The organism is Vogesella aquatica (assembly GCF_028548455.1).
In the GTDB taxonomy this organism is placed as follows: Bacteria; Pseudomonadota; Gammaproteobacteria; order Burkholderiales; family Chromobacteriaceae; genus Vogesella; species Vogesella aquatica.
The window spans coordinates 1-15225 of record NZ_JAQQLF010000015.1; the positions used below are offsets into that span (position 1 = coordinate 1).

16 protein-coding genes are annotated in these 15225 nt (G+C 64.3%); 3 read left to right on the forward strand and 13 right to left on the reverse strand.

Features of this window, described 5'->3' with window-relative positions:
* The 10 genes from PQU95_RS12350 to cydP all read right to left on the reverse strand — a co-directional run.
* Positions 1-464: ABC transporter permease family protein (locus tag PQU95_RS12350; protein WP_502654471.1), on the reverse strand; the 464-nt coding region annotated here is incomplete at its 3' end.
* Positions 464-1303, reverse strand: a complete 840-nt coding sequence (cysT, locus tag PQU95_RS12355) for a sulfate ABC transporter permease subunit CysT (RefSeq protein WP_272752305.1) — start codon at positions 1301-1303, stop codon at positions 464-466. The genes PQU95_RS12350 and cysT, both read right to left, overlap by 1 nt.
* 172 nt (positions 1304-1475) lie before the next feature.
* A complete protein-coding gene (locus PQU95_RS12360; protein WP_272752306.1) occupies positions 1476-1967 on the reverse strand; it encodes a hypothetical protein in 492 nt (163 codons plus the stop codon).
* On the reverse strand, positions 1967-2968 hold the full coding sequence (locus PQU95_RS12365) for a sulfate ABC transporter substrate-binding protein (RefSeq protein ID WP_272752307.1): 1002 nt from the start codon (positions 2966-2968) through the stop codon (positions 1967-1969). The genes PQU95_RS12360 and PQU95_RS12365 overlap by 1 nt, the downstream gene beginning before the upstream one ends.
* A 123-nt stretch (positions 2969-3091) precedes the next feature.
* Complete coding sequence (locus PQU95_RS12370; RefSeq protein ID WP_272752308.1) at positions 3092-3559, reverse strand: hypothetical protein; 468 nt, start codon at positions 3557-3559, stop codon at positions 3092-3094.
* A gap of 31 nt (positions 3560-3590) precedes the next feature.
* Positions 3591-3872, reverse strand: coding sequence for a cyd operon YbgE family protein (locus PQU95_RS12375; protein ID WP_272752309.1), 282 nt, complete (start codon positions 3870-3872; stop codon positions 3591-3593).
* Complete coding sequence (gene cydX / locus PQU95_RS12380) at positions 3865-3990, reverse strand: cytochrome bd-I oxidase subunit CydX (protein ID WP_272752310.1); 126 nt, start codon at positions 3988-3990, stop codon at positions 3865-3867. Before cydX ends, PQU95_RS12375 begins: the two co-directional genes overlap by 8 nt.
* A 55-nt stretch (positions 3991-4045) precedes the next feature.
* Positions 4046-5185, reverse strand: a complete 1140-nt coding sequence (gene cydB, locus PQU95_RS12385) for a cytochrome d ubiquinol oxidase subunit II (RefSeq protein ID WP_272752311.1) — start codon at positions 5183-5185, stop codon at positions 4046-4048.
* Between the two features lie 9 nt (positions 5186-5194).
* Entirely contained in the window at positions 5195-6748 is a 1554-nt protein-coding gene (locus PQU95_RS12390; RefSeq protein ID WP_272752312.1) for a cytochrome ubiquinol oxidase subunit I, read from the reverse strand.
* Positions 6738-7154, reverse strand: coding sequence for a cytochrome oxidase putative small subunit CydP (cydP, locus tag PQU95_RS12395; RefSeq protein WP_272752313.1), 417 nt, complete (start codon positions 7152-7154; stop codon positions 6738-6740). Before cydP ends, PQU95_RS12390 begins: the two co-directional genes overlap by 11 nt.
* Here cydP and PQU95_RS12400 point away from each other — a divergent pair.
* Complete coding sequence (locus PQU95_RS12400) at positions 7144-8481, forward strand: sigma-54 interaction domain-containing protein (protein ID WP_272752314.1); 1338 nt, start codon at positions 7144-7146, stop codon at positions 8479-8481. The two genes, cydP and PQU95_RS12400, sit on opposite strands and share 11 nt — an antisense overlap.
* A gap of 68 nt (positions 8482-8549) precedes the next feature.
* On the opposite strand, the gene PQU95_RS12405 is transcribed toward PQU95_RS12400, so the two are convergent.
* Positions 8550-10178 carry a phosphoethanolamine transferase gene (locus PQU95_RS12405; protein ID WP_272752315.1) on the reverse strand — a complete coding sequence of 543 codons (1629 nt, stop codon included), beginning with the start codon at positions 10176-10178 and terminating at the stop codon, positions 8550-8552.
* A gap of 206 nt (positions 10179-10384) precedes the next feature.
* Between PQU95_RS12405 and PQU95_RS12410 the strand changes: the two genes are divergently transcribed.
* Both PQU95_RS12410 and PQU95_RS12415 read left to right on the forward strand, forming a co-directional pair.
* A complete protein-coding gene (locus tag PQU95_RS12410) occupies positions 10385-11206 on the forward strand; it encodes a UDP-2,3-diacylglucosamine diphosphatase (RefSeq protein ID WP_272752316.1) in 822 nt (273 codons plus the stop codon).
* Entirely contained in the window at positions 11194-12258 is a 1065-nt protein-coding gene (locus PQU95_RS12415) for a glycosyltransferase family 4 protein (RefSeq protein WP_272752317.1), read from the forward strand. Before PQU95_RS12410 ends, PQU95_RS12415 begins: the two co-directional genes overlap by 13 nt.
* Here the strand turns inward: PQU95_RS12415 and PQU95_RS12420 are convergent.
* Both PQU95_RS12420 and PQU95_RS12425 read right to left on the reverse strand, forming a co-directional pair.
* A complete protein-coding gene (locus PQU95_RS12420) occupies positions 12239-13027 on the reverse strand; it encodes a substrate-binding periplasmic protein (RefSeq protein ID WP_272752318.1) in 789 nt (262 codons plus the stop codon). The genes PQU95_RS12415 and PQU95_RS12420 overlap by 20 nt on opposite strands.
* A gap of 2 nt (positions 13028-13029) precedes the next feature.
* On the reverse strand, positions 13030-15225 hold the full coding sequence (locus PQU95_RS12425; protein WP_272752319.1) for a patatin-like phospholipase family protein: 2196 nt from the start codon (positions 15223-15225) through the stop codon (positions 13030-13032).

The window sequence follows — 15225 nt, forward strand, 5'->3', positions numbered from 1 at the left end:
ATCACCTTGATATCGTGCTCGGCCAGCCACGGGCCAAACCAGCCGTGGCTGCTGAATACCAGCACGTAGATCAGGCCGGCCACCACCGGCGATACCGAGAACGGCAGGTCGATCAGCGTAATCAGCAGCTGCTTGCCGCGAAAGTCAAAGCGGGTAATGGCCCAGGCTGCGGCCACGCCGAACACCAGGTTCAGCGGCACCGAAATCACGGCGGCCAACAGCGTGAGCTTTACCGCCGACAGCGCGTCCGGCTCCACCAGTGCGGTGAGGTAAGTCTCCCAGCCCTTGGCCAGCGCCTCGACAAACACCACCACCAGCGGCAGCAGCAGAAAGATGGCAAAGAAACCCAGCGCCACGGTAAGAATGGCAGCCTTCACCCACGGCGCCTCGCGTGTGGCCTGGCGGCTTTCCAGCAGGCCCGCCTTGTCGTGCTGCAGGGTCAATGAGGATACGGCACCGGCCATTACGCACTCCTTCCGTTACGGCGTGCCTGCCACGCCTGCAAACCGTTGATCGCCAGCAGCAGCAGGAACGACGCCACCAGCATCACGCTGGCAATGGCCGTGGCGCCGGCGTAGTCGTACTGCTCCAGCTTGCTGATGATCATCAGCGGGGTGATCTCCGACACCATCGGGATATTGCCGGCGATAAAGATCACCGAACCGTACTCGCCCACGGCGCGGGCAAAGGCCAGCGCAAAGCCGGTCATCAGCGCCGGCTGCAGCACCGGCAGAATCACGTGGCGGAAGGTCTGCCAGCGGTGCGCGCCCAGGCTGGTAGCGGCTTCTTCCAGCTCGGTTTCCATGTCTTCCAGCACCGGCTGCACCGTGCGCACCACAAACGGCAGGCCGATAAACACCAGCGCCACCAGCACGCCCAGCGGGCCAAACGCCACCTTGATGCCCAGCGGCTCCAGGTACTGCCCCAGCCAGCCGTTACCGGCGTACAGCGCCGTCAGCGCAATGCCGGCCACCGCGGTAGGCAGCGCAAATGGCAAATCCACCAGCGCGTCCACCAGCTTCTTGCCGGGAAAGCGGTAGCGCACCAGTGCCCACGCCAGCAGCAGGCCGAACACGGTATTGATGGCGGCGGCCAACAGCGCCATGCCAAAACTCAGGCGGTACGACGCCAGCACGCGCGGCGCGGTCACCGCGTGCCAGAACGCCTCCAGCGGCAGCTCGCTGGCGTGGATGAAGACGGCGGACAGCGGAATCAGCACGATCAGCGACAGATAAGACAGCGTGTAACCCAGCGACAAACCGAAGCCGGGCAGCACGCGCGGCAGCGTAGCGGCACGGCTCATGCGGCGTCTCCTTGCGTAAGGTGGTTCATGAGGCATCCTGTGGGCAATATAACTGCCAACAGGATATTGACCGCGCTGTTATTCCAGAAATAAGGATTTCTTCGTTACTTATTCAATAACCAGAAAAGGTGGTTCGGTGCTGTTGATATAAGCAAAAGTATGGGGTACCGGCTTAGCACTCGCCGGCCAGCGGCTGTGCCGCCAGCACCGCCAGGGCGGCCAACAAAGGGGACAGCTCGGCCAAGGCCTCCTGGCCTTGCAGCAAATGCAGGCGCGCCTGCCACGCTGCCGCCAGCGAGGCTGCTTCTGTGAGGCGGGGATAACGGGCGTCGGGGCGATGGCAAACCACCAGGGCAGGAAAGGCCAATGCCCGCTCGTGGCGGGCGTCGCCATCGGGGGAAAGCAGTAAGGCAGCACGGCAACGCGGGTCAGCGCGCACCGCCTGCAGGGCCGGCAGGCAATCACTGCCGTGCGCCAGCAGGATAAAGGGGGGCGTGCTGCCGGGTGGCAGAGCCAGCGGCAGGGATGGCGGCGGCGTACCCTGCCCTGCTACCGCCAGTGCACCATCCAGCAAAACACCCTGCCGGCGCGCCAGCGCCAGCAGGGTGTTGCCATCGGACTGGCGGCTGTCAGCCAGCACCAGCAAGGGCAAGGATGAGGGCATTAGCGCACCTGGATCTGGTCGAACACGCCGCCATCGTCAAAGTGGGTTTTCTGGGCTTTAGTCCAGCCGCCGAATACCTGGTCGATAGTGAACAGTTTGACCTTGGTGAACTTGTCGGCGTACTTGGCGGCCACCTTGGCGTCACGCGGGCGGTAGTAGTTGGCCGCAGCGATTTCCTGGCCTTCCGGGCTGTACAGGTACTGCAGGTAGGCCTCGGCTACTTTACGGGTGCCACGCTTGTCCGCCACTTTGTCCACCACGCTGACTGGCGGCTCGGCCAGGATCGACAGCGACGGGGTAACGATGTCGAACTTGTCAGGGCCTAGCTCTTTGGTGGCCAGGTAGGCTTCGTTTTCCCACGCCAGCAGCACGTCACCGATGCCGCGCTGGGTAAAGCTCACCAGCGAGCCGCGGGCGCCGGAGTCCAGCACCTTCACGTTCTGGAATACCTTCTTCACAAAGTCCTTGGCCTTGGCATCATTGCCGCCCGGCTGTTTCAGCGCGTAGCCCCAGGCCGCCAGGTAGTTCCAGCGCGCACCGCCGGAGGTTTTCGGGTTCGGGGTGACCACTTCCACACCCGGCTTGATCAGGTCGTTCCAGTCCTTGATGGCCTTGGGGTTGCCCTTGCGCACCAGGAACACGATGGTAGAGGTATACGGTGCCGAGTTGTTCGGCAGGCGCTTTTGCCAGGTCGGTGGAATGAGCTTGGCTTCGGTGTTCAACGCGTCCACGTCGTAGCCCAGCGCCAGCGTGACCACGTCGGCTTCCAGGCCGTCGATTACCGCGCGCGCCTGCTTGCCGGAGCCACCATGCGATTGCTTGATGGTGACGGTCTCGCCGGTCTTGGCTTTCCACTGTTTGGCAAAGGCGGCGTTGAAGTCCTGGTACAGCTCGCGCGTCGGGTCGTAGGACACGTTCAGCAGCGTAACGTCGGCCAGGGCGTGGCCGGCCAGGGCAAACAGCAGGGTAGTGGCAGTAGCAAGGCGGGTAAGGCGCGTCATGGTGTTTCCCCATCAGTGAGAGTGCGATGGGGGAAATCTAGCCAAGGTGGCGGCCGGCCAGAACCAAGAAAAACTGCTTTGCTTATCAGACATTCATCGATAAGCAATGCAGCTTGCGGCCAACTAGCGCACCAGCAAGGCCGGCAAGGCGCCCACATCGGCCAGGTAATGCAGCGCCGCCACCTTGTCGCCATTCAGTGCCAGCACGGTGAGCTTGCCGGTTTCTCTGGGCAATATGGCCACGTTAGCCGCATCGCGCGCCAGCCATACCGCAAACGGCAGCTCGCGCATGGCCGGCACGGCAAACAGCCGCGACACCAGCGCCGGCATGCGGCTGATGTCAGCCACGTACACCACGCCAGCGCGCTGTGCTGCCGGCAGTGCGGCCAACACCGGGTGCAGCGCGTCGCTGATGGCGCGGTCGTGGCTGAACAGTAGCCAGCGCGTGTCGGCCGTCAGCGTGTGGGTTTTATCGAACTGGTCGGCCAAGGCCAGCGGCGGCATGGTGTCGCCCACCGCAAGCTTGGCCGCCATGGCAGCCGGGTTCAGCAACAGGCACAGCGACAACAGGGCGAACAGACGGCGCAGCATGGCAAGGGCTTTAAGATGAGAACAGATCTCATCATATCGCCAAACCGTGCAAGCTAGCCAGACGCCACAACGCCGCCAGCAGCGCCAGCCACATGGCCGGCGCGCTGAACAGGGCGCGCGGCAGCCAGTGGCGCGGGGCAAAGCCCACGCCGCGTACCAGCGCCGCCGACATCGCCCACATCAGCAGCGTGGCCGCCGGGTGGTCGGCCAGCCCTGCCGGGGTAGCCAGCCACTGCGGCTGCACGCTTACCCCCAGCATCAGCCCCACCCCCAGCAGCAAGGCTAGCGGGCGGGTTTGCGCGGCCTCAGACACCGCCCTGCTCCGGCGCGCCGCGCTGGGCGCGGTCTTGCTCGTACTCGCCCCACATCGCGTTCAACACCCCCAGCAGCACCGCAAAACCGATGCCCAGTACCCAGGCGAAATACCACATATTGTTTCCTTTCAACGTACAGGTGGGCAGCCCGGCCAGCCGGCCGGGCGCTTGCTTAGTAAGTACTATGGCTGTTTTCACGCACATAGGCGGCGGTAACCTTGCCCGCCATCACGGCATACGCCCAGCGGGTGTACAGCAGGATGATGGGCACGAACACCAGCGCCACCGCCAGCATCAGCCCCAGCGTCATGTGGCTGGAGGTGCTGTCCCACACCGTCAGGCTGGACGCCAGGTGGCTGGACGAGGGCATGATGAAGGGGAACAGCGAGATGCCGGCGGTACCGATGATGCCGGCAAGCCCCAGCGCGCTGGCCCAGAAGCCGGCAAAGCTGCGGCCAACCCTGGCCAGTAGCACGGCACCGATCAGCCCGGCGTAGCCCAGCAGCGGCAACAGCATGGCCAGCGGCCAGCGCTGGTAGTTGGCCAGCCAGGCGCCGGTTTCGCGTACCACGGTTTTGGCCAGCGGGTCGGGCAAGGCATTGCCATTTACGGCGGAGCTGATCACGTAGCCATCAATCCCCAGCGCCAGCCACACCCCCGCAGCGCTGAAGCCCAGCAGCGCCACCAGCACACTGATATTCAGCGCACGGGCGGCACGGGCCTGCACGGCGTCTTCGGTGCGGTGCACCAGATAGATGGCACCGTGGGCGGTAATCATGGCGCTGGACACCACGCCGCACAGCAGCGCAAACGGGTTCAGCAGTGCCCAGAAGCTGCCTTCGTAGAATGACACCAGATGGCTGTCAAAATGGAAGGGCACGCCCAGGAACAGGTTGCCAAAGGCCACGCCAAAGATCAGCGGCGGCACAAAGCCCCCGACAAACAGGCCCCAGTCCCAGGCGGTACGCCAGGTGGGGTTGTCGAGCTTGCTGCGGTAGTCAAAACCCACCGGGCGGAAGAACAGTGCCCACAGTACCGCCAGCATGGCCCAGTAAAAGCCGCTGAACGCGGTGGCGTATACGAATGGCCAGGCGGCAAAGATGGCACCGCCACCGGTGATGAACCACACCTGGTTGCCGTCCCAGTGCGGGCCGACGGTGTTGATCACCACGCGGCGTTCCACGTCGGTTTTACCGACAAAGGGCAGCAGCGTACCCACGCCCATATCGTGGCCGTCCATGATGGCAAAGCCGACCAGCAGTACGCCTACCAGCCCCCACCAGATGATTTTCAGGGTTGCGTAATCCAGCATGATGACTCCTTAGTGAGCGGGGGCTTCGTTGGCGTAGCGGCCAGTACCCAGGCTGCCGGGGCCCTGGCGGGCAAAGCGCACCATCAGGTACATCTCGGCGCACAGCAGCACGGTATAGAAACCGACAAAACCGGCCAGCGAGCCGTATAGCGACGCTTCGGACAAGGTGGACACAGACAGCCGCGTGGGCAGTACACCGTAGATGGTCCACGGCTGGCGGCCGTACTCGGCCACGAACCAGCCCACCTCGCAGGCCAGCCACGGCAGCGGCAGGCAGTAAAGTGCCAGCTTCAGCAGGCGGCGGTTGGCCGCAAAGCTGCCGCGTACCGAGCTCCACAACGCCCAGCCAAACAAGCCCAGCATGGCCACGCCCAGCGCCACCATGATGCGGAAGCTCCAGAACATCGGCGCTACTTTGGGGATGGTGTCGCGCGCGGCGGCGGCTATCATCGCTGGCGTGGCTTGCGCCACATCGTCGGTGTATTTCTTCAGCAGCAGGCCAAAGCCCAGGTCGGCCTGGTGCGCTTTCAGCTGCGCCTGTGCCGCGGTATCGCCACGGTTGATGCGCAGCGCGTCCAGCGCCACCACCGCCTGCTGGCCGGACACGATACGGGCACGGTTGGCCGCCATGATCTCGTGGATACCGGGGATTTCCTTGCTCACCGAACGGGTGCCGATCAGGCCCATGACCCACGGCACTTCGATGGCCCAGTCGTTTTTCATTTCGGCTTCGTTGGGCCAGGCAATCACGTTGAACGCGGCCGGCGCCGGCTCGGTGTGCCACATCGCCTCCATGGCCGCCAGCTTGGTCTGTTGCGATTCGCCTACCGAATAGCCGGACTCGTCGCCCAGCACGATCACCGAGCACACGCTGGCAAAGCCGAACGCGGCGGCAATGCGGAAGCTCTTCTTGGCAAACTCCACGTCACGGCCACGCAGCAGGTACCAGCTGGAAATCGACAGCACGAACATGGCACCGGTAACGTAGCCGGCCGACACGGTGTGCACGAACTTGGCCTGCGCTACCGGGTTGAACAGCACCGCCCAGAAGTCGGTCATTTCCATGCGCATGGTGTGGTAGTTGAACTCGGCACCGATCGGGTTCTGCATCCAGCCGTTGGCGATGAGGATCCACAGCGCCGACAGGTTGGAGCCGACTGCCAGCAGCACCGTCACCAGCAAATGCTGCTTGCGCGACAGGCGATCCCAGCCAAAGAAGAACAGGCCGATCATGGTGGATTCCAGGAAGAAGGCCATCAGGCCCTCGATGGCCAGCGGGGCGCCGAAAATATCGCCCACGTAGTGCGAGTAGTACGCCCAGTTGGTACCGAACTGGAATTCCATGGTGATGCCGGTGGTCACCCCCAGCGCAAAGTTGATGCCGAACAGCTTGCCCCAGAACTTGGTCATGTCCTGGTACACCTGCTTGCCGGTCATCACCCACACGGTTTCCATAATCACCAGCAACCACACCATACCCAGTGTGAGCGGCACAAACAGAAAGTGGTACATGGCTGTGGCGGCAAACTGTAGCCGCGACAGATCCACAACATTATCGATCATGTTCTTCTCCTGATTGACGGGCGGCAGCCGCCGGCGCGGCCATGGCATTGGCCATGGCTTGCGTGTCTACCTGAACCCGCTGCGGGGCGATGAAGGCGTGCCACAGTGCGTACAGCACCGCCAGTTTCAACACCACCACCCATAACAATTCACGGCGTAAGCGTCGGTCTTCCGGTAACACGATGCCGCCCTCCCTGAGCAAAAGCCACCGGCAAACCATGCCGGCAACAGGGTTAAAGTGTGCGCATGCGGCCAACATCACGGAATGTGACACGTTGCCGCAGCCTGCTACCCCAAGTGCAAGTGCCGTGCCATGCCCAAAGCGGGCAAACGCTGCCATCAATGCGCTTTTGGCGGCATAATCAGCCCATACCGTCATGTCAGGACTGACATAAATGTCACCCATTCAGCCGCAATCCACCCTGGCCACCATCGCCGCCATGCTGGACGCCGTACCCGACCCGCGCATCGTCATCACCCCCGACTACCACATCCGCCACGCTAACCCGGCCTACCGTGCAGCCTATGGTGACGACGCGGTTGGCCGCACCTGCTTTGCGGTATCGCACGGCTACGCCCGCCCCTGCGACGAGGAGGGCGAAAGCTGCCCGCTGAAAGCCACACTGGCAAGCGGCCAGCCCGAGCGCGTGCTGCACATCCACCGCAGCCGCCACGGCGACGAACACGTAGACGTGGAGCTGTCACCCATGTCAGACGTCAGCGGCTACCCGCTATTGTTTGTGGAGAAGATGAAACCGCTGGCGCTGGCCAGCAGCCAGGCGGTGCCGGACCGCATGGTGGGCCGCAGTGCGGCGTTTCGCCGCATGCTGCTGCTGGCGCAACGGGCGGCGCCGTCGGGGGTGGCGGTGCTGCTGCAAGGGGAGTCGGGTACCGGCAAGGAAGGCCTGGCGCGCGCCATCCACGATGGCGGCGGCGCAGCGCGGCCGTTTGTGGCGGTAGACTGCGCCAGCCTCACCGAAACGCTGCTGGAGAGCGAGCTATTCGGCTACGAAAAAGGCGCCTTTACCGGCGCCACGCAGCGCAAGCAGGGCCTGGTGGAAGCGGCCAACGGCGGCACGCTGTTCCTGGACGAAATCGGCGACCTGCCGCCCAGCCAGCAGGTAAAGTTGCTGCGGCTGCTGGAAAGCGGCACCTTCCGCCGCGTGGGCGGCATCAGCAGCATTCCGGCGCGTTTCCGGGTGATTGCCGCCACCCACCGCGACCTGGCGCAGATGGTGCGCGACGGCAGCTTCCGCGCCGACCTGTACTACCGGCTGGCGGTGTTTCCGCTACGGCTGCCGCCGCTGCGCGAACGGCAGGAGGACATCCCGCTGCTGGCCGAGGCGCTGCTGGCGCGGGTAGCGCCGGGGCGTGCGCTGGCGCTGTCGGCCGATGCGCTGGCATGGCTACTGCAGCACCCCTTCCCCGGCAATATCCGCGAGCTGCGCAATATGCTGGAACGCGCCAGCCTGCTGTGCGACGGCAGCCACATCCAGCCGGAACACCTGTGGCTGGATGCGCTGGCGCAGCCTGCGGCCAACCCTGACGGCCACTTTCACAGCCCCTTGCTGCCGCTGGCAGGGCTGGAGCAACGCTATCTGGCGTGGGCGCTGGCCAGCCACCCGGGCGACCGTGCCAGCCTGGCGGCAGCCCTGGGCATGACCGAACGCACGCTGTACCGCAAGCTGGCGGCGCTGCAAGCTGCCGCTGGCACGGTAGATGCTACGCAATAAGGGCACGCCTCCAAGTTTGCGTTTGCCCGCCTGTGTCAGGCGGGCATTTTTTATGCGCGCCGGCGCGCTCAGCCCGGGCGGCGGCAGGCGGCAAACATGTCCAGCGGCGCCTCATACAAGGCGGTTTTCACGCCCATCAGGCCCAACACACTGTGAAACAGGTTGTCCTGGCTGTAGCGTTGCTTGCTGCCCTGCTGCAGACAAGCCTGCTGCATGCCGGCTGCCTGCTGCCAGGCCGGGGAGAACCACGCCACCATGGGGATGTGCTTTTGCGCATCCGGCGCCACCAGATAAGGCGTGGCGTGCAGGTACATATTGTTCTCGCCCAACGACTCGCCATGGTCGGACAAATAAATCATGCCGCCCGCCACCGCCGGCTCCGCTTGCAGCGCGGCAATGGTTTTGGCCAGGATGGCATCGGTGTACAGGATGGTGTTGTCAAAACCGTTGATGATGTCCTGCTGGCTGCACTTTTGCAGCTCACTGGTACGACACACCGGTGTAAAGCGCTCGTATTCCTTGGGGTAGCGCTTGTAGTAGGCCGGGCCGTGGCTGCCTTTCTGGTGCAGCACGATCACCGCGTCGCCCTTGAGCGCTTTCAGCCGCTGCGGCAGGCCATCCAGCAGAATGTCGTCGAAACACTCGCCATCTGCGCAGAAGGCCGGGTTTTTGTCGCCAAATACCATTTCGGTCGGCACGCGGTTGCAGGCTTCTTTGCAGCCGGAATTATTATCGCGCCAGGCCACCTGTATGCCGGTGCGTTGCAGGATATCCAGCAGGTTCTCGCGGTGCTTGGCCTCGTCGGCGTCAAACTTTTCGCGTGGCAGTGCGGAGAACATGCAAGGCACCGAGATCGCGGTTTCGGTGCCGCACGACCAGGTATCGGGGAAGTTGATCAGGCCGGGGATGCGCGCCAGCTGCGGGTTGGTCTGGCGCGGGTAGCCATTGAGCGAGAAATGGTCGGCACGGGCGGTTTCACCCACCACGATCACCAGCACGCGCGGCTTGCTGCCGGCAGGCCATGGCGCGGTGCGGCTGGCATCCTCGCCGACTTTTTGCAGCACGGCGGGCTTGGCGGTAACGCGCTTGATATACGAGCTGGTTGCCTGCAGGTAGTTGGTGGGCGTCAGGGCAAAGCGCAGCTCGCGGTTATTACGGAACAACGAGGCAAAGTCCTGGTACCCCACCATGGCCACCGCCACCAGCACGCCGGCGCTCACCAGCACGGCCACCACGCGCGCACCCAGTTCGCGCAAGGGCGGGCGATATAGCACCGGTGTTTTCCACAACCACAGGCTGGGCACTCCCCCCAGCAGCAGCACGGTCAGCACCATCTTGACGGTAAGCAGGTCGCGCACCTCGGCCCCGTCGGTCTGCATGGCGTTGCGCACCATATTCATGTCGATCAGCACACCGTACTGGCTCATGAAGTAGCTCACGCCCGCCGTGGTCAGCAGCAGGGCGGTCAGCAAAGGCTTGCCTATCTTTGGCCACACCAGCAGCTGCAACAGCAAACTGAAAAAGGCGGTCACCAGCACAAAAGCCAGGCCCAGCATTTTCACGCCATGCGCGTCCAGCGGGCTGACAATGCCGTACAGGCGCTGCCAGAAAGGCATATTGAAAAACAACACCAGCAGCAAGGACAGGCAGACGGCCAGCACTTCGGCACGCAAGGGGCGGAACAGGCTTATTTTCATTTGTTTCTTATCAAAAACGGGCGGTCAGGCACGCAGGATACCCAAGAGCTGCACAGTGGAACAAACCTTTCTTAAGGCCTGCTTACGCCAGGGCGGCTTGCCTGCACCTTATACCAGCGTACGTGTCACCCTGCCGTCACCTGACACACATCCTGCTGTCACACGCACACCGCAGCATGGCGCTATCTGCTACGCCGGAGCGCCCCATGAGCCACCGCTACCGCACCATCTGGCTGTCGGATGTCCACCTGGGCACCAGCGGCTGCCAGGCCGCCTTTCTGCTGGACTTCCTCAGGCACCACGAGTCGGAAACCCTCTATCTGGTGGGTGACATCATCGATGGCTGGCAGCTGAAAAAGTCCTGGGGCTGGAAGCAAAGCCATAACGATGTGGTGCAGAAAGTGCTACGCAAGGCGCGCAAAGGCACACAGGTCATTTATGTACCCGGCAACCACGACGAGGCGGCACGGCAATACTGCGGGCTGGACTTTGGCGGTATTGCCATCCGCCAGGAAGCCGAGCACCTCACCGCCGACGGCAAGCGCTTGCTGGTCATCCATGGTGACGAGTTCGACGGCGTCATCCAGCACGTGAAATGGCTGGCCTACGTAGGCGACAGCCTGTACACGGTGATCCTGCACCTGAACCGCTACTACAACTGGCTGCGACAAAAGCTGGGGCGGCCGTACTGGTCGCTATCCCAGTACCTGAAGCACAAGGTCAAGAACGCGGTGAACTTCATCAGCGACTTCGAACAGATCCTGGCCGACGAAGCGCGCCGGCGCGGCTTTGACGGGGTGATCTGCGGCCATATCCACAAGGCCGAAGTCAAAGACATCGACGGCATCCTGTACGGCAACTGCGGCGACTGGGTAGAAAGCCTGTCCGCACTGGTAGAACACACAGACGGGCGGCTGGAAGTGGTGTACTGGACGCGCCAGGCCAGCAGCGCAAGCGAAACCGCCATCATCGCGGCCCAGCCGGTACGCGAAGGCACGCTGGAGGAGGCCGAAACATGCGCATCATGATCATCACCGACGCGTGGTACCCGCAGGTAAACGGCGTGGTACGCAGCATCGTGGAAACCGTACGCGAGCTACGCCTGCTGGGCCACCAGGTAGCCATGGTCACACCGCAAGGCGGCGAACACGACGAGGGCGATGGTTTTCTTACCCTGCCCTGCCCTACCTACCCGGATATCCGCTTGTCGCTGCGCCCCTACCGCAAGACAGCCGCCAGGTTGGCCGCATTCGCGCCGCACGCGGTGCATATTGCTACAGAAGGCCCGCTGGGCATGGCCGCACGCCGCTGGTGCCGCCGCCGCGGCCAACCTTTTACCACCGCCTACCACACGCGCTTTCCCGAATACATCCACGCGCGCACCCGGCTGCCGCTGGCCATCAGCTACGCCTGGATACGCCGCTTTCACAATGCCGCGCAAGCCGTGATGGCCCCCACGCCAGCCATCGTGGCCGACCTGAAAGCCCGTGGCTTCCATAATGTCGTGTTGTGGAGCCGCGGCGTAGATACCACCACCTTCAGCCCGGGCGAGCGCGACCGGCTGGACACGGCGCCCCCGCGCTTTGTCTACGTTGGCCGCGTGGCGGTAGAAAAGAATATCGAGGCCTTCTTGCAGCTGGACCTGCCCGGCAGCAAGTGGGTAGTGGGCGAAGGCCCGCAGCTGGCCGAGCTGCAGGCTCGCTACCCGGCGGTACATTTTGCCGGGGTGTTCCCGCAGGCCGAGCTGGCGCGCATCTACCGCGCAGCCGATGTGTTTGTGTTCCCCAGCCGTACCGACACCTTTGGCCTGGTGCTGCTGGAAGCCATGGCCTGCGGCACGCCGGTAGCCGCCTACCCGGTAGCCGGCCCGCTGGACGTAGTAGGCGACAGCGGCGGCGGCGTACTGCACCACGACCTGAAAACAGCCTGCCTGCAGGCGCTGGCGCTAGACCGCACCCACGTGCGCCGCGTCGCGGAAGGCTTTTCCTGGGCCGCCGCCACACTGCAGTTCGAAGCCCAGCTGCACGCCCGCCCGGTAGGCGAACAGGAAGGCATGGCGTTTACGGCCGGGGGGCGCTAGGCGGCGGGTTGGCTTGCAGGTAGTAGCGGTGCTGCCAGCTCAGGCTGTCCTGCAGCTGGCGGGGGTAAGACGGCGCGGCCAGATAGTGCTGCACTGCCGGCAGGTACGGCAGCAGCCAGTGCGATTGTTTCGATACCGAAATGTACAGCTGGCCGTGCAGCAACGGGGTGGGCAAGTCCCTTAGCTGCTCGCCCAGCCCCAGATGGGCCACCGCCAGCTTGCCGGCCTCGCGGCCGAACGGCACCACGTCTACCCGCCCCAGCGCCAGCTTGCGCAGGCTGGCCGAAAAATCGTTGGTACGGTCGATGGTGGTGTGCTGTTGCAGGAACTGGTCCAGCTCGCCCCCCATCGACACGCCATTGACCAAGCCGACACGGCGGCCCTTGAGGTCGTCCCAGCTCTGCAACGCCCAGCCGGCATCGCGCCGCACAAAGGCCGCCACCTCGTTATTGCCCATTGCTAGCGGAATGAACTGCGAGTACGCCTCGCGCTCGGCATTGCGGAACGCACAAATATTGATATCCACGCGGCCGGCAGCCACCAGCGCCTGGCAGCGGGGCCAAGGGCCGACATAATCGAAGCGCACGGTCACCCCGGCACTGGCAAACGCACGCTGCACGATATCGGCGCAGGTACCGACGATACGGCCGCCCTGCTGCCAGTTCCACGGCGCGTAGTCGTGATGGCCGCAGGCGGTGGCCACCGGCTCGGCGCGCAGCGCTGGCCACTGCAGCAGCACAAACAGCAGCGCGACGCGCACGCAAGACATGGTCAGTACTCCACGCCCAGGTTGAAGTAGCCGGTCAGCTGGCCCTTCTTGCCGTGGCCAACCCCGATGAAGACCGGTCCCAGCAAGGTGTCGGCCCCGACAAACACCGAGCCCGCCGGCAACCAGCGGGTGTCCTTGTCTTGCAACAAGGTAGACCAGACGCGGCCAACCTCGGCCGACGCCCCCACGTACAGGCCGGAGCCCAGCGCAGAGGGCAGGCTGGCGACCCGCCACGACACCATGCCGCGCGCAAATGCCATCTGGTGCCCCAGCAACTCGCCCGGCTGGTAGCCTGACAGGTTGCGGAAGCCACCCAGCTCGAACACTTCGGCGGAATCCCGCTTGTCGCTGTAGCCGCCACGCAGGGTCATGCGCCAGCTGATGTCGTGGCGGTCGGTCGTCACCGTATCGATCATGAACGACGCGCTGGGCTGCGGCTCGGGGTCGTCGCTGCGGTGTAGCGGTTTGCGCGCCTCCAGCTGCATGGCGAAACCGTTGCGCGGCCAGCGCGGGTTGTCCAGCTGGTCCAGCACCAGCAGCGTGCGCAGCCCCTGCTCCCGCGCCTTGCTGTCCGGCACATTGAACAAGCCGCTAAAGCCGGTCTGCAACGACAGGCTGTCGCGGCTGGCGTACCAGCCGTTGCGCCACTCGCCCAGCTTGCCCAGGCTGATACCGGCGTCTACGTTGGCGGTATTGGTCTGGCGCAGGAATTCGGCAGAAGACTGGTGATCATCCACGTACAGGTTGTAGCGCTTCTCGCGCCGGCCGGCGCCCAGGCTGAGAAAGAACGGCGAGCTGGCTGACAGCGGCTGCTGCCACTCGGCGCGGAAGGTTGGCTCCTCGCCCAGCTTGACCTCGCCCAGCAGCCCACCACCGGCACTATTGAGCCAGCTACGCTTGTATTCGCCCAGCAGCGAAAACGTGGCATCGCCCTGCGAGCTGCTGCGCAGCTCCAGCCCGGCACGGATGTAGTTGGGGCCGGTATGGCGCTCTTGCAGATGCACATCGGCCACGTGGCTGCCATTGTCGCGGCGCAGGGTGTAATCCAGCTTGTCCAGATCCCCCTCGGCAAACACCTCGTCCAGCCTCTGGTGCAGCGCACTCAAGCCCAGACGGCTGCTAATGGACAATTTTTGCTGCATGGCTTCCGGGTCGACAAAGTTGAAATCCCCAGCCAGATTGATGCGGTCTATGCGTGGCCGCTCGCCGGCGTACCGCCCTTGCTGCCAGCTGGCGTACTGTTCGGGTGTAACCGCCAGTGCGGCCAACCTGTCTGATAGCGCCCGCGCCGCCTGGCGGCCGGCCTCGATGATGGCGGCGTTGTCGCCGAAATCGGCCGGCGAGACGCCACCCAGCTGCGGCCGGATCAGGATATCCTGCGGCCCCAGCCGCGCCAGCGATTCGCGGCTGTTGCGCGCCACCATCAGGTAGGTGGTCTGGTCCAGCACGTCCAGAAAGCTGCCCAGCTGCTCGCGCGGCACCGGCGGCGTGCCGACGTCGATGACGATCAGCACGTCGGCGCAACGGCCTTGCAGCTCCTCTACCGGCAGCTGGCGCGCCAGGCCGCCGTCCACCAGTACGCGGTCGCGATCTTCCACCGGGGCGAACATGCCGGGTACCGCCATACTGGCGCGCATGGCCAGGCTGAGGTCGCCGCCGTCGAATACCACCGGCTCGCCGCTTTCCAGATCGGTGGCCACCGCGCGAAAGGGAATCGCCAGGCGGTCGAAGCTGGCCTCGCTGCGGGCGCGGGTCAGCTGACGGATGAACAAGTCGATACCCTGGGCATTGATGGCGGCCTTGGGCAAACGCCATTTGCCATCGCGAAAGCCGACAGTAAGGTCGAAATAGTTGCGGCTGTCGCTCTGCTTGCGGCTATATGGCACGTCCTGGCGCCGCGGTTTGCCGGACAGCAGGGTTTCCCAGTCGGCAGCCGCAAACTGGCGCTCCAGCTCGGCCAATGGCTGGCCGCTGGCATAAGCTCCGCCGATCAACGCGCCAGCCGAGGTACCCGCGATGCAGGCAATCGGCACATGCAGTTTTTCCAGCTCCTGCAACACACCCAAGTGGGCAAAACCGCGGGCACCGCCGCCGCCCAGCACCACCCCGATACGCGGTGCTACCGGCTCGGCAGCCCACAGCAACACAGCATGCAGGCATAAGCATGCGGCCAACAGCGCTTTTATCTGGTTTCTCAT